Raw genomic sequence first — 22,168 nt, forward strand, 5'->3', positions numbered from 1 at the left:
CCATGACCATTGCTCCGATCGAGGCGTTGCCCGACACCCCGGCCGGCACCACCAGCCGTGTGCGCCTGAACTACACCGACACCACCAGAGAGATCGACGTTCCGGCCGGAACCACCGTCCTCGAGGCCGCGGAAGCAGCGGGTGCGCGCCTGGTCAGCCAGTGCCGCATCGGCACGTGCGGAACCTGCGTCGGGCGAGTATCGACCGGAGCACTGGCCATGCCCGAGGGCCGGGTCTACCCGCTGCGGGCCGAGGAACTCTCCGAGGGCATGCGCCTACTCTGCCAGGCGCATGCCCTCGGAGAGACCGAGGTCGACCTCGACTACCCGGCCGCCATGCTCGACGAGCACCCGGTCGTCACCACCACGGTGAAGGTCACCGGGCTGACATGGCTGGCCGAGACGGTCGTGGAACTGGCTGTGCGCCTGCCCAAGTCGATCCCCTTTTCCTTCCGGTCCGGTCAGTTCGTCCGGTTCCGCATCCCCGGAACGGACGAATGGCGCTCGTACTCGATGGCGTCGGGCGAGCGGCACAAGCGGCGACTGGCGTTCACGATCCGCGTGCTACCCACCGGCGCGATGTCGGACTACCTGCGCACGGCGGCCGCCGTCGGCGACGAACTGGACCTGGAAGGACCGATGGGTTCGTTCGGCCTGGAGGAACAGCCGGGACCGGTGCTGATGATCGCCGGCGGCACGGGCCTGGCACCGATGCTGTCGATGCTCGAGTCCCTCCAGACCGCGAGGACCCGCAACTCCGTTCGGCTCGTGTTCGGGTGCGCCCGCCAGGGGGATCTGTTCCACCTCGACGAACTCGACGCTCGGCGCAGCTTCATGCCGAACCTGGACGTACGCGTGGTGCTCGACGAGCAGACCGATCGTCCCGACGTTCTCGTCGGCAATCCCGTCAGCGTCCTCACCGCCGAGGACGTGGCCGACGCGAATACCTCGGCCTACCTGTGCGGCCCGCCGGCGATGCTCGATGCGGCACGCGAGCGCCTGCAGCAACTCGGCATGCCGCGCGAGCGGATCCACGCCGAGCACTTCCTCCCCAGCTGAAACCTACTGTGCGGCAGCGCTGCTGCACCCATCACAGATTGCGACACCAGCATGAGTGTTTCCCGACTCGGCGCACTGAGCGTCGACGTAGCGGACCTTGACTCCTGGCGGTACCTGCTCGTGGACCTTCTCGGCCTCGAGGCACGCCCGAGAACCTCCGACGACGAGCCGCTCCTGATCCGCCTCGACGAGCACCATCATCGAATTGCGCTGCACCCGGCCGCGCAGGACCGCATCCGCCGCATCACCTGGGAGGTCGACAGCCCGGAGCAGCTGCACGCACTCGCCGACCGCGTACGGGCCGAGGGTGTCGAGGTCGAGTGGGTACCCACCGGCGACCCTGAGACCCGCAGCGCGGTGGCGGCGTTCCGCTTCGACGACGCCGACGGCTTCCCCAACGAGATCCGGTTCGGGCCGACCGTGGACCACCGTCCGCTGAAGCAGGGCGGGCTCGTCAGCGGATTCGTCACCGGGGAGCTCGGTCTCGGGCACGTGGTCCTGATGTGCAGGAACTATCCGGCGGCCGTCGACTTCTACACCCGGGTGCTCGGGTTCCGGCTCTCGGACTACATCGTGTGGGACGGCGCCGACGCCACCTTCCTGCACTGCAATCCCCGCCACCACAGCCTCGCCCTGATGAACGAGTGCTTCCACTTCCGCGGGGGCGACTTCAACCACCTGATGATCGAGGTGGCCTCGCTGGACGACGTCGGCCGTGCCTACGACCGCATCAACGACGCCGGCATCGACCTCAAGATGACCTTCGGTCGTCACACCAACGACGGGGTGACCTCTTTCTACGTCGCGACACCGTCGGGCTTCGGCATCGAGATCGGCTACGGCGGCGACCTGGTCGACGACCGCTGGGTGGTCAAGACCTACCGCTCGCCCTCGCGGTGGGGACACGAGCCGCAGAAGGCGAGCCGACCATGACCGGAACCACCTCCCTTCCCAGCTCCGGAGTGGAGGCGCCCACGTCGAGCGTCGCTGCCGTCGAACGCTGCCTCGACCGGATCGACGAGCGCGACAGCCTGATTCACGCGTGGGCCTTCCTGGACCCCGAGCTGGCCCTGGCCCAGGCCCGCGCACGCGACGGCGAGGACCGCCGCTCGATGCTGCACGGCATCCCGGTCGGGGTGAAGGACATCATCGACACCGCCGACCAGCCGACGGGCTACGGTTCGGAACTGTGGCAGGGACACCGGCCCGACCGCGACGCCGAGGTGGTCCGGCGCTTGCGGCAGGCCGGCGCGGTGATCCTCGGCAAGACCACGACCACCGAGTTCGCCACCTACCGCCCCACCGCCACCCGCAATCCCCACAACACCGCCCACACCCCGGGCGGCTCGTCGAGTGGATCCGCCGCCGCCGTAGCGGACGGCCAGGTGCCGCTGGCTCTGGGAACCCAGACCGCGGGCTCGGTGTTGCGGCCCGGCGCGTTCTGCGGCGTGTTCACACTCAAACCGACCTACGGCCGGTGGCCGTTCGACGGCGTGCTGCCGGTGGCTTTGACCTTCGACACCGTCGGCGGCTTCGCCCGGCACCCGGCCGAACTCGCCGCCCTCGACGGGGTTCTCGCCGATCCAGGCCCCGAACGGACACTGCCCGCCGCCGCCGATCTGCGCATCGGGGTGCTGCGCCCACCCTGGGCCGACCGGGCCACACCGGCGGCCGCAGCGATGCTCGAGCACACCGTCGAGGCCCTGCGCGCGGTGGTCACCGACGTCGTCGACGTACCGGTTCCCGAGGAACTCGCCGCCCTCGACGAGGCCCACACGCTCATCATGGCCACCGAAGCGTCTGCTGCACTGGCCGACCGCATTCGCCGTCCCGGCCAGGTCAGCGACCAGCTCACCCGGTTCCTGTCCGACGGCCGCGATGCCCCGGCCGGTACGGTCCAGAACGCCCGGGTCGTGTTGCGTCAGGCTCGTCGCTTCGTCGACAACGCCCACCGCCGGGTCGACGTGCTGCTGACCCTCGCCTCGACCGGAGAGGCTCCGACCGGCTTCGCGAGCACCGGAGATCCGATCTTCAACAAACTCGCCAGCACCGCCGGCGTCCCCGGGGTGGGACTGCCGACGGGGACGGGAACCGATCACCTGCCGCTGGGCATCCAGCTGATCGGGCCCGCCCACAGCGACCAGTCCCTCGTCCACCTCGCCACGTGCCTGACCGATCGGTTCGGAATCGCCACGCGGTGCCCGCTCCCGGAGGAACTGCCATGACCATCTCGATCGGACACAGGCAGGAGGTGCCGCTCGACGCGGAGCGGCGCGCGATGTACGAAGCCGTCTGCGAGCGGCTCGACCCCGACCGCTTCCGCGATCTGCTCGTCTCCCTGATCAACATCCACAGTCCCACCGGCCGCGAGCGCCAGGCGTCGGAATTCATGGCCGACTACCTGACCAAGAGCGTCGGCATCGACGCCCACTACCAGCCGATGAGCGAACACACCGGCAACGTGCTGGGGGAACGCCGAGGCACCGGTGACGGCAGCAGACTGCTGCTCTACGCGCCCATCGACACCCACATCGACCCCGAGGCCGACGTGCCCTGGGTGGGCCCCGCCTTGCGACCGGACATGCTGCCCCGCGCCGTGGTCGACGGCGACCTGGTCATCGGGCTCGGCGCCTCGAACCCCAAGTGCATGGTCGCTGGTCTCACCGAGGTCGTCCACGCGGTGGTCGACGCGGGCGTGCCACTGCGTGGCGACCTCGCCCTCGGGTTCGCCGGCGGCGGGATGCCCGTCTCGATGAGCACGCGCGACAACGTGGGCATGAGCAGTGGTGTGTTCCACCTGCTCACCCACGGGGGGATGCCCGATCACGCGGTGGTGTTCAAGCCGTGGTGGGCGGTCTACCCTGAGGAGCCGGGCATGTGCTGGTTCAAGGTGTCGGTGCGCGGAACATTCGGCTACGCGGGCATCAGCCGGGGAACCCCCGGCTTCCGCTCCTCCATCGTGCCCGCCGCCACGGTTATCCAGGAGATCGAGGCCTGGCTTCCCGAGTACACCGCCCGCAACACCTCCGGATCGACCATCCCCGAAGGATGGATCGCCGCGGTCCGCTCGGGAAACCCGGACAAGCCGGCCTTCCCGTCCGCGACCACGGAGATCTATCTCGACGTACGGGTGAACCCCCGCACCACCCCCGCCGAGGTGCGGCACCAGTTCGCCGAACTCATCATCCGGATCCGTACCGCCCACCCCGACATCGAACTGGACTGGGAGATGTACGGATCCCTGCCGGGCGGAATGACCGACCCGGACAACTGGATCATCCAGTCGTGCCGCCGCGGCTGGGAGGAGGTCGAAGGCCGCCCCTACGAGACGACCCCTCTGCTCGGCGGCCAGACCGACGGCACCCTGATCCGACGGCTCGGAATACCCTGCGCCCGAATCGGATACCCCTGGCCTCCCGCTGCCGCTCCGGCCGAACTGAACGAGGGCCTCGGCGGCATGGGCGTCGCCTCGATCAACGACGTCATGACCGCCACCCGCGCGGTCGTCTACGCGGTAGTCGACACCCTTACCCGCACCCGAGAGGAACTCGACCTGTGAACAGGATTCTCAACATCGTCCCCGTTCCCGTCCCACCGGAAGCCCTCGAGGCCTTCGCCGCCCAGATCCCCACATCCGTGGTGCATCCCGGGTTCGAGAACGTCTTCGTCTGCGCCCGCGCCGGCGGCACCACACTCGACAGCGCCTACGAGACGACCCTGGCGGATGCGTTCGTCCTCGAGGCGGGGTGCCGCGCCGAGGAGCAGGGTTATGCCGCCGTGTGCGTCAACTCGATGAGCGACTCGGCGCTGGCCGCGCTGCGCTCCCGGCTGACCATCCCGGTGGTGGCCCCGAGCCAGGCCTCGATGCTGCTCGCCGGCTTGTTGGGCAAGAAGTTCTCGGTCGTCACCATGTGGCCGCAGTGGCACGAGCTCTACCACAAAGCGGCACGGGAGCACGGGCTGACCGCCAAGCTCGCCTCGGTGCGCGACATCGGTGTCCCTCCGAACACCGCGGAGCTGCTGGCCGGCAAGGAGGACTTCGTCTTCGAGGCGCTCGAGCGGCAGGCCCGCGCAGCGATCGACGAGGACGGTGCGGACGTCATCATCCTCGGCTCGACGACCATGCACCAGAGTCACGCGTACCTCGAGAAGGTCCTCGAAGTACCGGTCCTCAACCCCGGCGTCATCGCCTACAAGATGTGCGAACTGCTTGTCCAGACCGGGCTCAGCCACAGCAAACGCGCCTATCCCTCGCCGAGCCTGATCCAGGACGAGTTGTTGTCCGGGGCCATCGCCGCCCTGTCGAACTGAACGGAAGAACCATGACGAACACCACCAACCCGGAAATCGGGCAGAGCATGCGAACGGGTACGTTCGCGACCAACTACCACGATGTCGGCTCCGGAGAGCCGGTTCTGCTGCTCCACGGTTCCGGCGCCGGCGTCTCCGCGTGGGCGAACTGGCGGGGACTCATTCCCGTGCTGTCGGAGAACTTTCGGGTGATCGCCCCGGACCTTGTGGGCTTCGGATACACCTCCCTACCCGACCCGGTCCACTTCTCCATCTTCGACACCTGGATCGACCAAATCCTCGCCCTGCTCGACGGCCTCGGGATCGACAAGGCGCACGTGGTCGGCAACTCGTTCGGCGGGGGCCTGGCCCTGAACCTGGCCACCAAGCATCCCGACCGGCTCGACCGGATCGTGCTGATGGGCGCCGGCGGTGTGCAGATCGACTTCACCGACGAACTCGACGCCCTGTGGGGATACACCCCCTCGGTGGAGAACATGAAGAAGATCATGGACATCATGGCCTACGACCGGTCGCTGGTGACCGACGAACTGGCCGAACTGCGGTATCAGGCGACGATCCGACCGGGCGCCCAAGAGGCGTTCGAGAAGGTCTTCCCGCCCCCGCGCCAGCGGTGGCTCGACGCACAGATCGTCCCCGACGAACAACTGGCCGCGATCGCCCACGAGGTGCTGATCCTGCACGGCAGGGAGGACCGGGTCGTGCCGCTGGACGCCTCCCTGCACATGTTCCACACTATCCCCAACGCGCAGTTGCACGCGTTCGGTCGGTGCGGGCATTGGACGCAGATCGAGCACGCGGCCCGTTTCCACTACCTCGTCGACCAGTTCCTCCGCGAGGCGCGGGTCTCCGCCGAGGCAGGCGTCTGATGTCGGGCCGCACCGCCACAGTCGACGCGATCGAGAAGGTCGCGAGCACCGGCAGGCCGGGCTGCATCGCGGAGGCTGCCGCCCGGCTCCGGACGGCCGAACGCGACTGCACCCCGTGCGCGCCGGTGCGCGAGTTGATCGGCACGGCCGATATCGAGACCGCGTACGCGGTCCAGTCCCGCATCGTCGCCGAGTTCGTCGATGCGGGACGGATCCTCTCCGGCCGCAAGATCGGACTGACCTCCGCTGCGGTGCAGGCGCAACTCGGGGTGGACCAGCCCGACTTCGGGGTGTTGTTCGCCGACATGGACTGCTCCGGCGGACGGCCCGTGGACGTCACCCGGCTGCTGCAGCCGAAGGTGGAGGCCGAAGTGGCGTTCGTGCTGGGGTCCGACATCGACGTGCCCGTCGACGAGATCACCGTCCGCAGCTACGTCGAGGCCGGCGCGCCGGCGCTGGAGATCGTCGATTCCCGGATTGCAGGATGGGACATCACCCTCGGTGACACGATCGCCGACAACGCCTCCTCCGGTCTGTATGTCCTCGGCGACCGCATTCCGCCCGGCGAGTTACCGGACCTGGCGGCGGTCCGGATGTCGATGACCGAGAACGGCACCGTGGTTTCGACGGGGACGGGCGCGGACTGCCTGGGCAGCCCCTGGGCGGCTCTCGCCTGGCTGGCGAATGTCTCCCGCTCACTCGGCGCGCCACTGCAGGCCGGTGAGGTCGTGCTGTCCGGAGCGCTGGGGCCGATGGCGACAGTCACCCCCGGCAGCACCTACTCGGCCTCTATCGGCGGACTTGGCTGCGTCTCGGTCACCTTCACCCCGGGAGCGCCCGCATGAGCGTCAAGGTCGCCATCATCGGCTCCGGCAATATCGGCACCGACCTGCTGATCAAGATCAAACGATTGGCCACCGGGGAACTCGAAACGGTCGCGCTGGTGGGCATCGACTCCGCCTCCGACGGCCTCGCCCGGGCGAAGCGTCGTCGCCGCCATCTCGCGCGTCACCCCGGTGCACTGGGCCGAGATCGTGGCCTCGATCGCGTCGAGGTCGGCCGGTCCGGGCACCCGCACCAACATCGACGAGTTCACCGAGACCACCGCCGCGGCGATCGAGCAGGTCGGCGGCGCGGCCCGGGGCAAGGCGATCATCATCCTGAACCCAGCCGAGCCCCCGATGATCATGCGCGACACCGTGCTCGCCCTCGTCGGTGAGGACCGCCGCGACGAGATCGTCGCTTCGGTCGAGGCGATGGTCGCCACGGTCGCCGCCTACGTGCCCGGGTACCGGCTCAAGCAGCAGGTGCAGTTCACCGAGGTGACCGAGCCGATGACCACCCTGACCGACCACACCGGCCCGCTGTGGAAGGTGGCGGTGTTCCTCGAGGTCAAAGGTGCCGCGCACTATCTGCCCGACTACGCCGGCAACCTCGACATCATGACCTCCGCCGCGCTGCGGGCCGCCCGCGCGATCGCGACACGGAAAGCACAGGTATCGGCATGAGCACAGCAGGAGATCGTCCGACCGCGAACGACGGTGCGGCCCTGTACATCCAGGATGTGACTCTGCGCGACGGCATGCACGCGATCCGGCACCGCATCACCCCTGACACCGTCGCCCGCATCGCCGGTGCACTGGACGCGGCCGGGGTCGATGCGATCGAGGTCTCGCACGGAGACGGGCTCGCCGGCGCGTCGTTGACCTACGGCCCCGGAAGCAACACCGACTGGGAATGGCTCGAAGCCGCGGCGTCGGCCGTCCACCGCGCCAAGCTCACCACGTTGCTGCTCCCGGGGATTGGCACGATCCACGAGCTGAAACGGGCGTACCAGCTCGGTGTGCGCTCGGTGCGGGTGGCAACTCACTGCACCGAGGCCGACGTTTCCGCCCAGCACATCGCCACGGCGAAAGAGCTGGGCATGGACGTCTCCGGATTTCTGATGATGTCCCACATGGCCCCGGCCGATCATCTGGCACGTCAGGCCAAGCTGATGGAGTCGTACGGCGCGGACTGCGTGTACGTCACCGACTCCGGCGGCCGGCTGACCATGGACGGAGTGCGGGAGCGGGTCCGCGCCTACAGCTACGTCCTCGATGGGGACACCCAGATCGGAATCCACGCGCATCAGAACCTGTCTCTGGCGGTGGCGAACTCGGTAGCGGCAGTGGAGGAAGGCGTGATCCGGGTCGACGCGTCCCTCGCCGGACAGGGTGCCGGCGCAGGCAACTGTCCGATCGAGCCGTTCGTCGCGGTCGCGGATCTGTACGGCTGGAAACACTCCTGCGACCTGTTCGGTCTGCAGGATGCGGCCGACGATCTGGTCCGCCCCCTGCAGGACCGCCCGGTCCAGGTCGACCGGGAAACACTCACCCTCGGATACGCCGGGGTCTACTCGAGCTTCCTGCGGCACGCCGAAACCGCCGCCCACATCTACGGGCTCGACACCCGCGCGATCCTCGTCGAGATCGGACGGCGTGGCCTGGTCGGCGGGCAGGAAGACATGATCACCGACGTCGCACTCGATCTGCGCAATAGATCGGGGAACTGACACGGCGCAGGGTCGACGCCCGAATCGGCCCACCCCTTCCATCACTCCGGCTGGAGAACCCATGAACATCGCCATCGTCGGCGCCGGCGTTGCCGGGCTGTGCTCTGCAAAACTGCTCACCGAGTTCGGCTTCGAGGTCACGGTCTTCGACTCCACCCCCGACGTGGGTGGCGTGTGGAGCCGAACCCGGAGATACCCGGGCGTCACCACCCAGAACAACAAGGGGACGTACGCCTTCTCGGACTTCCCGATGCCGTCGCACTATCCCGAGTGGCCGACCGGCGAGCAGGTCCAGCAGTACCTGGCCGACTATGCCCGGCACTTCGGGCTCGACCGCTACATCCGGCTCGGGTGCGAAGTGGTGTCCGCAGACCTCGACGAGAATGCCGGCAGCTGGACGCTAACGGTGCGCGAGACCGGCACCGGCGCGGTCACCGAATCCCGGTTCGACCAGCTCATCGTGGCCAACGGAATCTTCTGCGACCCCTTCGTGCCCGAGTATCCGGGCCTCGAGGACTTCGCCCAGGCGGGTGGCCGCGTGTGCGCCGCGTCGGACTTCCACGACCTCGACGACGCCGCAGGCAAGGACATCGTGGTGGTCGGATACGGCAAGTCGGCCTGCGACATCGCCGAAGCGCTGAGCGAAGCCGCTCGGTCGACCACCGTGGTGGCGCGGGAAGTCACCTGGAAGATGCCGCGCAAGCTCGCCGGCGTGGTCAACTACAAGTACATCCTGCTCACCCGCCTCAGCGAGGGCCTGTTCGAGCACCTCGACCAACGCGGCTTCGGTCGGTTCCTCACCGGCTCGGGCCGGTTCCTGCGCAACGCGTTGCTCGGCACGGTGGAAGCCGTCACCAAGCGCCAGCTCCTCCTCGGGGAGCTCGGACTGCTGCCGGAGGGGTCGTTCGAACGGATCGTGCGGCACGCGGTGGGCCTGGCCACCGAGAACTTCTACGAGAAGATCCGCGACGGCGTCATCGACCTCCGTCGCGGAACCACGATCGTCGGGCTCTACGACAAGGACGGCCGGCCCACCGTGGAACTGTCCGACGGCACGGTGCGCTCGGCGGACGTCGTCGTCTGTGCCACCGGATTCACCCAGCGGGTTCCGTTCCTCCGCGAGGACCTGCAGCGGCGTGTCACCGACGGCAACGGCAACTTCGAGCTGTACCGCCAGATCATGCCCCTCGACGTTCGCCGGCTGTTCTTCGTCGGCTACGGTTCGTCGCTGTTCAGTCCGCTCAGCGCGGAAGCGGCCGCGATGTGGGTCGTCAGCTTCCTCAAAGGTGGCACCGAGCTCCCCTCGCTCGATGCACGCCGTACCTTCACCAAGAAGCGACTCGACTGGATGATCGAGCGAACCCAGGGCAAACACGCCCGGGGAACGAACATCATCCCGTTCTCGCTGCGGCACATCGACGAGGTCCTCGACGAGATCGGGGTGAACGTCGGGCCGCTGACCCGGTTCCGCCAGTGGTTGCTTCCGGCTGATCCCGGCTCGTACCGGACCTCGGTCGCGAAGCTGCACAAGAAGCTGAAGTCCACCGCCCCGGCTCGCACCGCGTGACGTTGCTGCGGTGCATCTTTTGGGCGGCCACCGCAGCCCAAAAGATGCACCGCTGCGGCGGTCGTCAGGTCGGACCGCCGGCGAGCGCTGTGGCGACGGCACCGCCGAGTGCAACGTTCCCCCGATAGACCTCGACGTTCACATCGAGGCTGCGGCCGCCGGTCGCACGGTGGAAGTGGTCGAGCAGGAACGGCGTGGTGTCCTTGCCGACCACTCCGGCCGCCGCGGCCCGCTCCTCGGCCTCGCGCAGCACCCGCGCATGCAGCGCGGGGTCGAGCTGGGCGTCTTCCGATACCGGATTCGCAAGCAGGACGCCGGCTTTCAGTCCGAGTGCGTCCCGGGCACGGACAAGGGCGGCGACCTCGGCCGGCGACCGGACGGAATATTCGAGCGGGCAGCCGCTGTCGCGGATGTAGAAGCCGGGAAAGCTGGTCGTGCGGTAGCCGACGACCGGAATGCTCAGGGTCTCGAGCCGCTCCAGCGTGGCCGGGATGTCGAGGATCGACTTGACGCCGGCGCTGACGACGAGGATCGGCACGGTGGACAGGGCGACCAGGTCGGCGGACTCGTCGAAGGTGCTCTGCGCGCCACGGTGCACGCCGCCCAGCCCGCCCGTCGCGAAGACCTCGACACCGGCGCGGTGTGCGAGCAGCGCCGTGGCGGCGACGGTGGTGCCGCCGGACAGTCGCCGCGCCACGGCGATCGGCAGGTCGCGCACACTCAGCTTCGTCACCGTCTCCGCCGTCGCGAGGTCGGTGATCTCGTGGGTGGACAGCCCCACGGTGGGAACGCCGCGGAGCACGCCGACGGTGGCGGGGACGACGTCCGCCTCCCGCAGTCGCGCCTCCGCCTCGAGCGCCACCTCGAGGTTGCGGGGACGCGGCAGGCCGTGCGTGAAGATCGTCGATTCCAGGGCGACCACCGGCCGACGGGCGGCGACAGCGTCGCGCACCTCGTCCGATATCCGAATCATCGGGTCCATGCGGCTCCTCTCGTTGCGTGCAGGGTAGCGGCGGGGGCGAGCGCCGCTGAGCGTCCGGACTGTGTCCTCAGAGCAGTTCGCGGATTCCGCACAGCGGCAGATGGATCCACCCCTCCCGGACCGCGACGGCGCGCTGCGCCGCATCGGGCCGGGTGGTTCTTCCGAGCGCTGCCGCTCGGGCGACGAGGCCGGCGACCACCGCATCGAACGCGTCGTCGGAGGCCACACAGAGGTCCCGGAAGCCGCCGAGCCTCAGTCCCGGAAGGGCTCGCTCCAGTGCGGCCACCAATGCGGCCCGCGCCTCGCGGTTCTTCGCGCTCTTGTACCCCTTGAACGGCAGGCCCCAGCCCTGCAGCGCGGCAGCGGGATACACCTCGACCACCGTTCCGTCGACGCGGTCGACATCCACCCCGACGGCATCGAGTTCGGCGAGCAGACCCGCACACCGGAGCGCCACATGCGCGATGAGATCCGCGGACACGCTCAGCGGGACGATTCCCGTCCCGGCATGCACCACGCGGTCGGTCAACCGCCGCACCAACGGGAGGCGTCCGGTTCGGCTGCTCAGGGCGCGTTCGCGCGAGTACTCGAGGCGATGGTGCGCGCCGACGAAGTCCACGAACGCGTCGGGCCACCCGAACGGCGCATCGATGCCGCTCCGGTCCGCGGCGGCCACCGCGTTCACGACATCCGGGTCGGTCGCGCCGAGCCGCAACTCCTGCACCGTCGCGGTGCCGTGCTCCCAGGCGACGGTGACGACCGCCGTCTTCGCCGGCTCCGCCGCGAGGTCGACCCCTACCGTCTTCACGGACGTCACGGTATCCGCTGCCCGTCCCCGGAGCCTGCCACCCGTACTGTGCACCGTGCGTCCCCTTTGTCCCGCCACAACGGGTGCAGGCACGCACTCGGGGGAGCAAGCCGCCGGCACGGTACCCGGCGCCCACACGATCGGCGGGCCCGCAATCGTGGACTACGTTCCGCATCCGTGCCACGGTGGAGGCGGATATCTCTTCCAGGAGGTGCAACACCATGGAGCACACCCAGCAGAACAGCGCCGCACAGGAATGCCCGGACTGCCATGCGCTCGCCGCGGACCTCGCGGCGCACAAGCAATGGCACTCCAGGGTCGTCCACGACCTCGCCGTCGCCGTCGAGAAGGAAGTGGATCGACGGACCCGAACGGCCTGACCGCCCCCCGTCGGCCGCGCAGCTGGACTGCGGGATCGGCGGACGGTCGCGCAATCCACGTCGCCATCACGGTGCGCGACGGAATTCGGCTGCCCCGTCAGCGAGTGATTGTCAATCGGTTCGCACGGGCTGTACCCGAAGAGTCACAAGGCGAAGCCCTCCATCTGCCCTGTCGGCTGCTGATGCCCGAGTCGCAGTCGGGCGGTGACCGACGATCTTCGTCGGTTGGGTCGCTGGGCGGGGAGCACGTGCCGGTCGGGCCTGGGCCGCACGAGCGTGGCGCTATCGCGTGGCGGTGCATACTGCGCGCTCGAGGTCCCCCAGCGATTCGTCGAGCAGGCAGACGAGCCGATCGAGATGGGGAGCGGCGTGCCGGTCGCCGACGACACCGAGGTCGAGCCGGCCGTCGGTGCCGGTGAGGGTGATGCTCAATCCCTGTCCGGGGAACAGCGCCGGCACCGGGTAGACGCCGCTGAGGTGTGCGCCGTTCCAGTACCGGGGACGGGCCGGACCGGGCAGGTAGGAGATGAGCACGTTGAACGGGGGCGGGATCTCAGCGGTGAACCGGCGCACGGGTTCGAGCGCGAGAGGGCTGAGCGCCAGTGCGCTCAGCACCAGGAACTGGGTGCGGCTGAGCGCGCCGACCAGACGATCGGTGTGGGTGAGTGCCGCGGCGATGCGGGCCAGGCGCACCGCCGGGTCCGGTTCGTCGGTGGCCAGCTCGACCACCATCGCTCCCGAGCCGGGTTCGTGGCCTCCCGGCCCGACCGCAGCCTGCCCGAGGTCGAGCGGCACCGGCAGCAATGCCGTGAGCGGTGTGTCCGGCAGGGCGTACCGATCGTGTAGGTAGGCGCGCAGGGCGCCGGCGCACATACCCAGTACGACGGCGTCGACGCTCGCGCCTGTCGCGGCGGCAACCGTGCGCAGACGCGCAATCGGCCACGAACGGATCGCCAGCGTCCGGGCCCGGCCGCCGTCCATGTTGAACATCGTCGGTGGGCTCTGCAGGGGCAGCGTCAATTCGTGCCTGCGCAGCCCTTCGGCGGTGAACCGGGCCAGGGCCGGCGCCATCGACACGAGTTCGCGGCCGGCTCGCATCCCGGAGCCCAGCAGCGTCCCGGCAATCGAGCGGTGCAGGGGTGCAGCTGCCGCCGCATCGGGGTTCCACGGTGGCGGGCAGTCACGGGCGTCCGGATCGCTCGACAGGCTGCGGAAGAGCATGCGCAGGCCGGCCGGCCCGTCGGCGAGGGACAGATGGACCTTGGCATACACGGCCAGGCGGCCGTCGTCGAGACCTTCGATCAGGTGCACCTCCCACATCGGATGCTGCGGGGCGAGCGGGATCTCGTGGATCTGCGAGACGAGTGCCAGCAGGTCTGCCATCGACCCACTGCCGGGCACGGCCGCATGACGCACGTGGTATCCCAGGTCGATCTGCCCGACCCGGGTCCACCACGGATATCCCGCCCCACGAACGGGCCGGATCGGGCGTCGGCGCAGCGCCTCCGCCACGTCGGCGCAGGCGCACATCTGCTCGATCAACCGCCGGGCCGCGTTCTCCTCCGCGTCGGGTGGCGGATCGAACAGCGCCAGGGCACCGAGGTGCATCGGCCGCGACGGCGTCTCGAGCAGGACGAACAACGCCTCGGGCAGGCTCATCACCGACATCGCCGACTCTCCTCCACCTACGGACCTCGCGGTGCAGCGGCGCGCGGACCGCCGGCTGTGCGTCCTACGGTCGAACCCCCGAAGCTTCTGCACTGTCGATACTGCAACGTTGTCGCCGTCCTCGGAACCCCGATCGACGAATCCGAACCGGACCGTCCCCAACGGGAGGATCATGGGGACCACACGACGAGGGAGGAGTGGTCGATCATGAGCGACCCCGGTCCCGCCGATACCGACGAGCGTCCTCCGGACTCGGAGGAGCTGACGGCGGCGAGCGCCGCCGCCTCGGCCGCCCGCTACCTGGCCGAGCTGACCACTGCACGACCGCTGGCAGCCACCTCGGTGGAGCCGAGCGAGGAGCCGTGCGGTCCACGCGCCGAGGAATCCGGGCAGATGCGGGGCGGTGTCGGCGATCCGGACGTCAAGCCGCGTAGGCACGGAAACCCATTGCATGGCAACGCCATCCACGGATGCTAGGGGGATTGCCTCGTCGACGCAGCTGGCCGCGACCGTGTACAGGGGCAGCACGTGGGCCGCAGTGCGGTCACCGCTGCCTCACCGGGCTGTCCGTCAGCGGAAGGCGTCGCCCTTCGTCGTGAGCGCCTTGACCCGCTCGACGATCCTGTCCTGCAACTTCTTCGGCGTGCGCCAGCGCATGGCGAGGCGGTCGTAGTCCATCGCGTGCTCGGCGACGATGTCCTTGAGCTGCTCGACGTCCAGCGGCGCCAGCTGCGCGCGCAGGCCGGCCTCGCCGCCGTCGCGGAACGCGGCGAACGGATCGAAGGGCCCCGGGGCGCGTGTGCCCCGCCGAGCGGCGGGGGCCTTCCGCGGTGCCGGGGCAGCGGGCGGTGTCGCCTCCCCCGTCGCGGTGAGCGCCGAGGCGAGGGCGTTCGCGAACCGCGGGGTGCGGGCGGCTTCGTCGGCGATCACCTGCACCAGCCGCACCAGGGCGGTCGCGGCGGCGGGGCTCGATCCCTGCAGCCGCAGCATCGCGGCGCTCGCCTCCCCGATCTGCAATCGGAGGCGGGCCTCGTCGCGGTCGACGGTGTCGGTCACAGCAGCACCTGCGCATTCATCAGGATGTCCTCGGTCAGCATGCGCAGCGCGTCGAACTGCCCGGAGTTGCCGTACTTGCGTTTGAGGGTGCCGTACGGGACGAACTCCGCCGACTGCGCGATCTGGTTGGCCTCGGGGATCCACGCCGGGACGACATTGGCGATCCGGTCGTCGCGCTGCAGCTGTTCGATGATGCTGCGGTGCAGGTTCGACGCACTCCGGTACTTGGTGATGACGAGGCCGATCTCGCGGATGGGATGCCCCGTCCGCTCGGCGAACGCCCGCACCCGGGTCTGCAGCTGCGGAATCCCGTAGGTCGAGAGGATGTCGGGGATGGTCGGAATGAGGTAGCCGTTCGCCAGCCGCAGGCCGTTCTGGGTGAGCATGCCGAGGTTGGGCGGGCAGTCGACGAGGATGTAGTCGTACCGGTCGGCGATCGGGGTGATCGCGTGCAGCAGCACCTCGAGGGGCCGGGTGGACTTCGGGTCGGCTTACTGCTGGTGGCTCAGTCCCTCCTGGATGTCCATCAGATCCAGCGACGAGGCGAGCAGGTCGACGTTCTTGACGGCGCGCACGGGTGAGACGTCGCGCTGGAGGGCCTTCTCGAGGTCGAAGGCGGGGGCGTCGGGATCCACGGCGCCGCGGAACAGCGTGGCGAGGGTGCGGTCGAGCTGGTTGAGCTCCTGCCAGCGCTCCTCCCCGATCATCATCGTCGTGAGGTTGGTCTGCGGGTCCAGGTCGATCAGCAGCACCCGCTGCCCGAACTCGGCGGACATGAACTCCGCCAGGGCGGCCGTCGTCGTGGTCTTGCCGACGCCGCCCTTCAGATTGATCGTCGCGATCACCCGCGCCACACCACACCCCCAGCACTCGCTACTCGTTCGCTCAGCAAAGTACACCGGGACCCGGACGAATCCGGCGTCGGGCACCGGCGCACCCCCTAGATTCGAGGCATCGGCGACGGGAGCCCGCGCATGCGAGAGGGACGGTGGAGGCGCTGGTGGCCGCTCGCGGCCGCGGCGGCACTCGTCGTGCTGCTCGCGGCGACGAACGCGGTCCCGACGTGGCCGGGACTGATCCACCTGGTGGCGTTGCCCCCGCTGGACCAGTTCGCCGACCTGCGGCTCCTGCTGTCGCGGGCGCCGTCGTGGCCGGTGTTCCTGGTGTTGCTCGCCGCGGTGTCCGCAGCCCGGGTGGCCCTCATGGCGTGGCTGCTGGGCGGCCTCGACGTCCGTCGCCTGCGGTTCGCGGCCCTGTTCTACACCGTCGCGTTCGGGCCGATGCTGCTCGCGGCGTTCGCCGACGCCACCGCCTACGCCGTCCTGTACTCCCGGCTGTTCTGGCCGGCCGTCGCCCTGGTCGGGGTGCTGATGCTCACGCTCGGCCCGGTGCCGTGGCAGGGCGGACCCCGGTTGCGCGAGGCCGTTGCGCTGACCTGGCGGCGGGGGCTGCGTGTCGAGGTGATGTTGCCGTACTGCGCGCTGATTTTGGCGCTGGGTGCCGTCGCCGAACGGGTCCCTGTCCTGACCGTGCCGCTCGTCCCGGTCTCGGCCGTCGCGACCGGCCTGGCGATCCGGGCGATGGATCGCCCGGCGCTGCGCCGGCCGGGGGCGGTCCTGACCGCGCTCGTCGCGGTGCTCGCCGCCGCATCGCTCGCGTTCGTCGCGACCCGCGGGTACGACGAGCCGGAACCCGGCCCGCCGCAGCCGGGTTCGCTGTTGATCCTGTCGGGGATCAACTCGGCGTCGGGGCGGGGCGCGATCCACGCGACGGACGTGCACCGCCTCGGTTATCGCTGCGAGCAGGTGTACTACTTCTCGTATGCCGGACCGGGCGACGGGCAGCCGCAGCGGGACGCGACCTGCCCGATCCGCACGGGTGCCCCGTATGGGCCGAGCGACACCCAGCGTCCGTTCCACGAGCAGGTCGATCTGTTCGTCGAGCAGGCGGCCGCGCTGCCTCGTCCGCTGGTGGTGGCCGCGCATTCGCACGCCGTGTGGGTGGTGTGGGAGGCCGTCGCCACCGGGCGGGTCGACGTCGATGCGCTGCTGCTGGTCGGCCCGTTCCCGAGCACCCCGACCGGCTATCCCCCACCGCACGTGAACGCGCCCGGCCGCGTCTTCGGCGACCTGCTGCGTGCCGCCGCTCCGGCCACCGACCTGGTCCGGTTCCACTTCGACCCGGACACCCCCGCCGCGCGGGAACTGCTCGGCACGGCGGGAGCCGCGGAATCCATCCTCGCTCAGCCGCTTCCCGCAACGGTGCGTGCAACGAGCCTCCCCGCGGCCACCGATCTGCCCCTGATGCCGGACGGCTGGCGGCTCGACGTCGAGCGAAACGGGTGCCCGGCCCGCGTCGCCCACCCGTACCTGCCCAAATCGGCGGCATTCGAGGACGCGGCGATCCGCTTCCTGAACGGCCGTCCGCCCCCACCGTGCCCGCCGTGGCGGGACTGGGGTGCCGTGCTCATGCGGCCGTTCGGGGTGCCGGCAGGGCAAGCCCTGCGGTAATCCCGGATTCCCCGCCGACGATCGCCGCCGAGGGGGATATTCGGAGGAGGCCACCACCTGTAACGAACAACGGCATCGCCGGAAGCAGCGCGGTGCTCACGACCAACGACTGCGGAGTACCCATGACACTGCTTCCCCGCCCCGGTCTGTCGACGATCGTGACAGTTGCCGCCGCTGCATTCCTGTCCGTGTCGATGCCCCCGAACGCGCTGGCCTTCGCGCCCGACATCCACGGGGCGATCCTGCGGGCAGCGCTGCCCCCGGCCACCGGCGACGAGGGCCTCGATGACCTGGCACTCGCCGAGATCACCGGGAGCCTTCTCACCGGCACCGGAAACGAAGGGAGCGACCTGTTCCAGGACGACGCCTTCCGGCACTTCGACAATGCCGCGGGGCCGGCGGATGTCTGCGACCGCGCCCGGGACGCGTGGAACTTCTTCATGCCGGCCGTGATCGCCGGCGCGCAACCCACCGGCCCGCCGGAGTTCCGCACCTCCGTGAACGGCTTCGCGGCCCGCAGCGCCTTCGGCGGCCTGACCCACGCACTCGCCGACTTCTACTCACATTCGAACTGGGTCGAGCTGGCCGTCGCCGCGAACCGGGCACCGGGGCTCGCCCCGCTCTTCCCGACGTGCGATCCCGCCGCTCTTCCGGCCGGACTGCACACCGGATACTTCGAGCTGACCCCGGCGAACGGCCTCGACGGCTGCCCGAGCGTTCCGCCCCCTCCCCCGGCCGGGTCGACCGTCCCGCCGAGCGAGGGCCCGCCCGCACCGCCGGCACCGTTCGAGGAATGTCACCTGACCCTGAACAAGGACGACCCGGGCACTCTCCGCGGCCGTGAGCCGGTCCCCGGACAGGACGGAACGACATACCATCAGCTCGCGGTGCACCTCGCTGTCGAACACACCACCGCGCTGTACCGGGAGGTCCGTGGTCTCGTCGCCGATTCTGTCCCCGACGGCGTCGACGGAGAGTGCATCGTCGACAATCTGTTCCGGGCCGCGCGGTTCGCACCCTGCGTGGTCCCGAATCCCACTTCCGTTTTCCCCGAACGTGTTTCGGTAGATCCGGTCGGCATTGCGCCGGGTCCGCCGGCATAGGGTCGAGACCGGCTGCACCGAGCAGGGCCCCGGTGTCCGTACCTCACCTCATCGCTGCCACGGCGGCCGTGGTGAGACCGGCCAAGCCGGGCAGCACCAGTCCTGCGAGGGCGAGCGCATCCGGGTCGGGTGGATACCGGGGATGGGGAATCGCGATCACCCGCATGCCGGCCGCGGCCGCCGACCGCAGCCCGTTGCTGGAATCCTCCACCGCCGCACACCGAGCCGGGTCCATTCCGAGTCGCTCGGCCACCGTCAGGTAGATGTCGGGTGCCGGCTTCCCACGCGCCACACCTTCGGTGGACAGCGCCACGGTGAACACGTCGCCCAGCGCGGCGGCGTCGAGCACGACGTCGATCAGAGCCTGCGGGGACGAGCTGGCCAGGCCGAGCGGCCACCGCGCCGCCATCGCGCGCACCGCCTCGACCGCACCCGGAATCAGCGGCAGCCGGTCGGCGTAGCGGGCGCCCATGCGATCGATGACCAGCGCCGCCACGTCGTCGGGCGGCAGGTCGACACCGAGACCGTCGCTGAGATACCTCGCCCACTCCGGGGTGCTCATGCCCATCAACCGGCTCTGCGCGTCGTCCGTCCAGCGTCCCCCGTGCTCGGCCACGACCTGCCGGCGCACCTGTTCCCACAGCGGTTCGGAGTCGACCAGCACCCCGTCCAGGTCGAACACCACCGCTTCCACACCACCGTTGTCGGACACAGGCCCAGTCTCGGCCACACCGGTCCGCAGGCACGACTCCGACACGCAGCCGATCGGCGGCACGACCAGCCGTCACGCCGCGGGGAGGTGGGCCTCGTGATCTCCGAACCCGCCGAGTGCCGGACACCCGGGGGGTTGCACGCGCAGAATCGGATCCGACATGAAGTCGCGGCGGGAGGAGCCCCGTGGACATCGGAGTGGTATTCCAGTGCAATCCGCCGGCGGCGCGGGTCGTGGAGCTGGCCCGGCAGGCGGAGACGCACGGCTTCTCGCACGTCTGGACGTTCGACTCGCACCTGCTGTGGCAGGAGCCGTACGTCGTCCACAGCTTGATCCTCGCCGCGACGCGCACGGTGATGGTGGGTCCGATGGTGACGAATCCGGCTACCCGCGACTGGACGGTCACGGCCTCGACCTTCGCCACGCTCAACGGCATGTTCGGCAACCGCACCGTCTGTGGGATCGGTCGGGGCGATTCGGCGGTACGCACCCTCGGCGGCGCACCGGCGACGCTGGCGACGCTCCGCGACGCGATCGAGGTCATCCGCGAGCTCGGCAACGGCCGCGGCGCCCGCGTGCGGGACGTGACGGTGCGTTTCCCGTGGGCAGAGGCGTCGTCGCTCGAGGTGTGGGTGGCCGGTTACGGGCCGAAGGCACTCGACCTGGTCGGCCAGGTGGCCGACGGGTTCATCCTGCAACTCGCGGATCCGGAGATCGCGAAGTGGACGATCGCACGGGTCCGCGCGGCCGCCGAGGCGGCCGGTCGCGATCCGGCGGCGGTGACGATCTGCGCGGCGGCACCCGCATATGTGACAGACGGATCCGGCACCGCCCTGGCGCATGCCCGCGAGCAGTGCCGCTGGTTCGGGGGGATGGTCGGCAATCATGCCGCGGACATCGTGGCACGGTACGGCACCGACAGCGACGTGCCGGAGGCGCTCACCCGCTACGTCGCCGGGCGTTCGGGGTACGACTACAACGAGCACGGCCGCGCCGGCAACCCGCACGCGGAGTTCGTGCCCGACGAGATCGTCGACCGCTTCTGCATCGTCGGCACCGCGGAGGAGCATCTGAACCGACTGAGGGAACTGGAGGAGATCGGGGTGGACCAGTTCGCCGTGTACCTGCAGCACGACGCGAAGGCGTCGACCCTGGAGGCGTACGGGGAGATCGTGATCCCGGGGCTCGCGCCGCGGCCCGTCGCGACGACCGCCGAGCCGGCCGGCGCGTCCCGGCCGGCGAGCGAATGAATCCTTCGTCCTCGTAGTCGACGAGACGATACATCCGCTCGTTGCGAGCGTCGCTCGGCTTCTTCGGATCACGCGTTCGGCACCGCATCGGCGCGTATCGTTCTCCGATGTATGCACGTGTTCGTCGTGAGGGGGACGACCGTGAGCGAAACCGTAGGTCTGGTGGTGTCCGGCGCAGGCGCCCGGGGAGCGTACGAGGCCGGCGCGATCGCATCGCTGCTGCCGGAACTTCCGCGGTCGGAGCGCCCTCCGATTCTGGTGGGAACCAGCGCCGGCGCCCTGAACGTCGCCGGATTGGCCGCCTTCGCCGGAGACGGATACAAGGCCGCCACCCACAAGATCGTGAGCCTGTGGTCGACGGTGGGACTGGACGATGTCTTCGGGCCCGTCGGCACGCTGGTCGGCACCGGCCTGCGTTACCTCGGTCAGGCCGCCGGTCTGGACGTCACGCTGCCGAGCCTTCTCGACACCGAGCGCATGCGCGACATGCTGGAATCACTCATCTGTTGGGAGGACCTGCACGCCAACATCCGCAGCGGGGCCATCGGGGCGGTCGCGGTGACCGCCACCTCGGTCGCCACCCGCGGCACCGTGGTCTTCGTCGAGAAGCACTCGTCCGTGCCGCTGCCCGACTACGACGAACATCGCAACATCACCTACGTCGAGACGGAACTGTCCGTCGAGCACGTGCTGGCATCGGCGGCGGTGCCGGTGCTGTTCCGGCCCGTCCGGGTCACCGAACCGGCGGCGTGGACGGGCTGGTACGTCGACGGCGGCCTGCAGCTCAACACCCCGCTGAAGCCGGCCGTCGCCCTCGGCGCGGACACCCTCGGAGTCGTCGCGACCCAGCCGCGGCACTGGATCGAACGGCCTGCCGCCGACCTCGCGCCCGGCGACGACGAACCACCCGACGTGTTCGGTGCCGCCGCACTGGTCCTGCGCGCCGTCCTCTCGGACCGCATGATCGAAGACCTGCACCAGCTCGAGGTCCGCAACGACCGGCTGATGCGCATTCGTGCAGCCGGAGTGGACAGCGCGGACGTGACATCGGATCGGGAGATCGGGGTGCGGTTCGCGGGCCCGTCGCTCGAGCAGGCGTACGACCTCGGCCGGCTCGCCTACGACGTGTACAGCAGGAAGGCCGCGGGCGTCGGTGGTCTGCGCCATCCGTGGCTGTCGGTCCTGGGTCGCCTCGCCGGAGGAACACGCGAGGACCACGGTGACCTGCTGAGCTTTCTGCTCTTCGACCCGGACTTCACCTCCGCCGCAGCCGAACTCGGTATCGCGGCCACGCACGAACAGCCGCCGTCCGAGCGAATGTATCGCTCATCTCGGTAGTC

General features: G+C 69.7%; 20 protein-coding genes and 2 pseudogenes. 16 read left to right on the forward strand and 6 right to left on the reverse strand.

Features of this window, described 5'->3' with window-relative positions:
* The first annotated feature begins 2 nt into the window (after nt 1–2).
* The 10 genes and pseudogenes from ACWPOB_RS23285 (at nt 3) to ACWPOB_RS23330 (ending at nt 10,359) form a co-directional block, all read left to right on the forward strand.
* Nucleotides 3–1,058: an FAD-binding oxidoreductase gene (locus ACWPOB_RS23285; RefSeq protein ID WP_455402264.1), complete on the forward strand. Its 1,056-nt coding sequence runs from the start codon at nt 3–5 to the stop codon at nt 1,056–1,058.
* A gap of 51 nt (nt 1,059–1,109) precedes the next feature.
* The gene (locus tag ACWPOB_RS23290; RefSeq protein ID WP_100055187.1) at nt 1,110–1,991 is read left to right on the forward strand and encodes a VOC family protein; all 882 of its coding nucleotides are present in this window, start codon (nt 1,110–1,112) and stop codon (nt 1,989–1,991) included.
* The gene (locus ACWPOB_RS23295) at nt 1,988–3,283 is read left to right on the forward strand and encodes an amidase (RefSeq protein ID WP_455402265.1); all 1,296 of its coding nucleotides are present in this window, start codon (nt 1,988–1,990) and stop codon (nt 3,281–3,283) included. Before ACWPOB_RS23290 ends, ACWPOB_RS23295 begins: the two co-directional genes overlap by 4 nt.
* On the forward strand, nt 3,280–4,617 hold the full coding sequence (locus tag ACWPOB_RS23300; RefSeq protein WP_100055185.1) for a M20 family metallopeptidase: 1,338 nt from the start codon (nt 3,280–3,282) through the stop codon (nt 4,615–4,617). Before ACWPOB_RS23295 ends, ACWPOB_RS23300 begins: the two co-directional genes overlap by 4 nt.
* On the forward strand, nt 4,614–5,369 hold the full coding sequence (locus ACWPOB_RS23305; protein WP_100055184.1) for an aspartate/glutamate racemase family protein: 756 nt from the start codon (nt 4,614–4,616) through the stop codon (nt 5,367–5,369). Before ACWPOB_RS23300 ends, ACWPOB_RS23305 begins: the two co-directional genes overlap by 4 nt.
* A gap of 11 nt (nt 5,370–5,380) precedes the next feature.
* The gene (locus ACWPOB_RS23310) at nt 5,381–6,238 is read left to right on the forward strand and encodes an alpha/beta fold hydrolase (RefSeq protein ID WP_100055183.1); all 858 of its coding nucleotides are present in this window, start codon (nt 5,381–5,383) and stop codon (nt 6,236–6,238) included.
* Nucleotides 6,238–7,083 carry a 2-keto-4-pentenoate hydratase gene (locus tag ACWPOB_RS23315; RefSeq protein WP_455402266.1) on the forward strand — a complete coding sequence of 282 codons (846 nt, stop codon included), beginning with the start codon at nt 6,238–6,240 and terminating at the stop codon, nt 7,081–7,083. The genes ACWPOB_RS23310 and ACWPOB_RS23315 overlap by 1 nt, the downstream gene beginning before the upstream one ends.
* Nucleotides 7,080–7,746, forward strand: a pseudogene (locus ACWPOB_RS23320) (acetaldehyde dehydrogenase family protein). The gene ACWPOB_RS23315 and the pseudogene ACWPOB_RS23320 overlap by 4 nt, the downstream one beginning before the upstream one ends.
* Nucleotides 7,743–8,792, forward strand: coding sequence for a 4-hydroxy-2-oxovalerate aldolase (dmpG, locus tag ACWPOB_RS23325; protein ID WP_455402267.1), 1,050 nt, complete (start codon nt 7,743–7,745; stop codon nt 8,790–8,792). Before ACWPOB_RS23320 ends, dmpG begins: the two are co-directional and overlap by 4 nt.
* A 61-nt stretch (nt 8,793–8,853) precedes the next feature.
* Entirely contained in the window at nt 8,854–10,359 is a 1,506-nt protein-coding gene (locus ACWPOB_RS23330; RefSeq protein WP_455402268.1) for a flavin-containing monooxygenase, read from the forward strand.
* Nucleotides 10,360–10,423: 64 nt separating this feature from the next.
* Here the strand turns inward: ACWPOB_RS23330 and ACWPOB_RS23335 are convergent, their stop codons facing one another.
* Both ACWPOB_RS23335 and ACWPOB_RS23340 read right to left on the reverse strand, forming a co-directional pair.
* On the reverse strand, nt 10,424–11,341 hold the full coding sequence (locus tag ACWPOB_RS23335) for a pseudouridine-5'-phosphate glycosidase (protein WP_455402269.1): 918 nt from the start codon (nt 11,339–11,341) through the stop codon (nt 10,424–10,426).
* A 67-nt stretch (nt 11,342–11,408) separates the two neighbouring features.
* Entirely contained in the window at nt 11,409–12,149 is a 741-nt protein-coding gene (locus ACWPOB_RS23340; protein WP_455402270.1) for a DUF429 domain-containing protein, read from the reverse strand.
* Nucleotides 12,150–12,370: 221 nt separating this feature from the next.
* On the opposite strand from ACWPOB_RS23340, the gene ACWPOB_RS23345 reads away from it, so the two are divergent.
* A complete protein-coding gene (locus tag ACWPOB_RS23345; RefSeq protein WP_165041520.1) occupies nt 12,371–12,529 on the forward strand; it encodes a hypothetical protein in 159 nt (52 codons plus the stop codon).
* Nucleotides 12,530–12,811: 282 nt separating this feature from the next.
* On the opposite strand, the gene ACWPOB_RS23350 is transcribed toward ACWPOB_RS23345, so the two are convergent.
* A complete protein-coding gene (locus tag ACWPOB_RS23350) occupies nt 12,812–14,197 on the reverse strand; it encodes a wax ester/triacylglycerol synthase family O-acyltransferase (RefSeq protein WP_455402271.1) in 1,386 nt (461 codons plus the stop codon).
* 207 nt (nt 14,198–14,404) lie between these two features.
* Here ACWPOB_RS23350 and ACWPOB_RS23355 point away from each other — a divergent pair, with 207 nt between their 5' ends.
* Nucleotides 14,405–14,674, forward strand: a complete 270-nt coding sequence (locus ACWPOB_RS23355; protein WP_455402272.1) for a hypothetical protein — start codon at nt 14,405–14,407, stop codon at nt 14,672–14,674.
* A gap of 93 nt (nt 14,675–14,767) precedes the next feature.
* Here the strand turns inward: ACWPOB_RS23355 and ACWPOB_RS23360 are convergent, their stop codons facing one another.
* Both ACWPOB_RS23360 and ACWPOB_RS23365 read right to left on the reverse strand, forming a co-directional pair.
* Nucleotides 14,768–15,253 carry a hypothetical protein gene (locus tag ACWPOB_RS23360; RefSeq protein WP_455402273.1) on the reverse strand — a complete coding sequence of 162 codons (486 nt, stop codon included), beginning with the start codon at nt 15,251–15,253 and terminating at the stop codon, nt 14,768–14,770.
* Nucleotides 15,250–16,107 (reverse strand): annotated as a pseudogene (locus ACWPOB_RS23365) (ParA family protein). The gene ACWPOB_RS23360 and the pseudogene ACWPOB_RS23365 overlap by 4 nt, the downstream one beginning before the upstream one ends.
* Nucleotides 16,108–16,227: 120 nt before the next feature.
* On the opposite strand from ACWPOB_RS23365, the gene ACWPOB_RS23370 reads away from it, so the two are divergent.
* Both ACWPOB_RS23370 and ACWPOB_RS23375 read left to right on the forward strand, forming a co-directional pair.
* Nucleotides 16,228–17,763: a hypothetical protein gene (locus ACWPOB_RS23370; protein WP_455402274.1), complete on the forward strand. Its 1,536-nt coding sequence runs from the start codon at nt 16,228–16,230 to the stop codon at nt 17,761–17,763.
* 122 nt (nt 17,764–17,885) lie between these two features.
* A complete protein-coding gene (locus tag ACWPOB_RS23375; RefSeq protein WP_455402275.1) occupies nt 17,886–18,866 on the forward strand; it encodes a hypothetical protein in 981 nt (326 codons plus the stop codon).
* 43 nt (nt 18,867–18,909) lie between these two features.
* Here the strand turns inward: ACWPOB_RS23375 and ACWPOB_RS23380 are convergent, their stop codons facing one another.
* The gene (locus ACWPOB_RS23380; RefSeq protein ID WP_100057272.1) at nt 18,910–19,578 is read right to left on the reverse strand and encodes an HAD family hydrolase; all 669 of its coding nucleotides are present in this window, start codon (nt 19,576–19,578) and stop codon (nt 18,910–18,912) included.
* A 185-nt stretch (nt 19,579–19,763) separates the two neighbouring features.
* Between ACWPOB_RS23380 and ACWPOB_RS23385 the strand changes: the two genes are divergently transcribed.
* Nucleotides 19,764–20,828, forward strand: coding sequence for a TIGR03842 family LLM class F420-dependent oxidoreductase (locus ACWPOB_RS23385; protein WP_455402276.1), 1,065 nt, complete (start codon nt 19,764–19,766; stop codon nt 20,826–20,828).
* Between the two features lie 162 nt (nt 20,829–20,990).
* Nucleotides 20,991–22,166 (forward strand): patatin-like phospholipase family protein, encoded by a 1,176-nt coding sequence (locus tag ACWPOB_RS23390; protein WP_455402297.1) that lies wholly within the window; start codon nt 20,991–20,993, stop codon nt 22,164–22,166.
* The last annotated feature ends 2 nt before the right edge of the window (nt 22,167–22,168 follow it).

This window comes from Rhodococcus sp. 2H158 (assembly GCF_053764755.1).

Coding starts and splice junctions, on each gene's coding strand:
- ACWPOB_RS23285 (WP_455402264.1), top strand. CDS start 3: ATGACCATTGCTCCGATCGAGGCGTTGCCCGACACCCCGGCCGGCACC.
- ACWPOB_RS23290 (WP_100055187.1), top strand. CDS start 1,110: ATGAGTGTTTCCCGACTCGGCGCACTGAGCGTCGACGTAGCGGACCTT.
- ACWPOB_RS23295 (WP_455402265.1), top strand. CDS start 1,988: ATGACCGGAACCACCTCCCTTCCCAGCTCCGGAGTGGAGGCGCCCACG.
- ACWPOB_RS23300 (WP_100055185.1), top strand. CDS start 3,280: ATGACCATCTCGATCGGACACAGGCAGGAGGTGCCGCTCGACGCGGAG.
- ACWPOB_RS23310 (WP_100055183.1), top strand. CDS start 5,381: ATGACGAACACCACCAACCCGGAAATCGGGCAGAGCATGCGAACGGGT.
- ACWPOB_RS23315 (WP_455402266.1), top strand. CDS start 6,238: ATGTCGGGCCGCACCGCCACAGTCGACGCGATCGAGAAGGTCGCGAGC.
- dmpG (WP_455402267.1), top strand. CDS start 7,743: ATGAGCACAGCAGGAGATCGTCCGACCGCGAACGACGGTGCGGCCCTG.
- ACWPOB_RS23330 (WP_455402268.1), top strand. CDS start 8,854: ATGAACATCGCCATCGTCGGCGCCGGCGTTGCCGGGCTGTGCTCTGCA.
- ACWPOB_RS23335 (WP_455402269.1), bottom strand. CDS start 11,341: ATGGACCCGATGATTCGGATATCGGACGAGGTGCGCGACGCTGTCGCC.
- ACWPOB_RS23345 (WP_165041520.1), top strand. CDS start 12,371: ATGGAGCACACCCAGCAGAACAGCGCCGCACAGGAATGCCCGGACTGC.
- ACWPOB_RS23350 (WP_455402271.1), bottom strand. CDS start 14,197: ATGTCGGTGATGAGCCTGCCCGAGGCGTTGTTCGTCCTGCTCGAGACG.
- ACWPOB_RS23355 (WP_455402272.1), top strand. CDS start 14,405: ATGAGCGACCCCGGTCCCGCCGATACCGACGAGCGTCCTCCGGACTCG.
- ACWPOB_RS23370 (WP_455402274.1), top strand. CDS start 16,228: ATGCGAGAGGGACGGTGGAGGCGCTGGTGGCCGCTCGCGGCCGCGGCG.
- ACWPOB_RS23375 (WP_455402275.1), top strand. CDS start 17,886: ATGACACTGCTTCCCCGCCCCGGTCTGTCGACGATCGTGACAGTTGCC.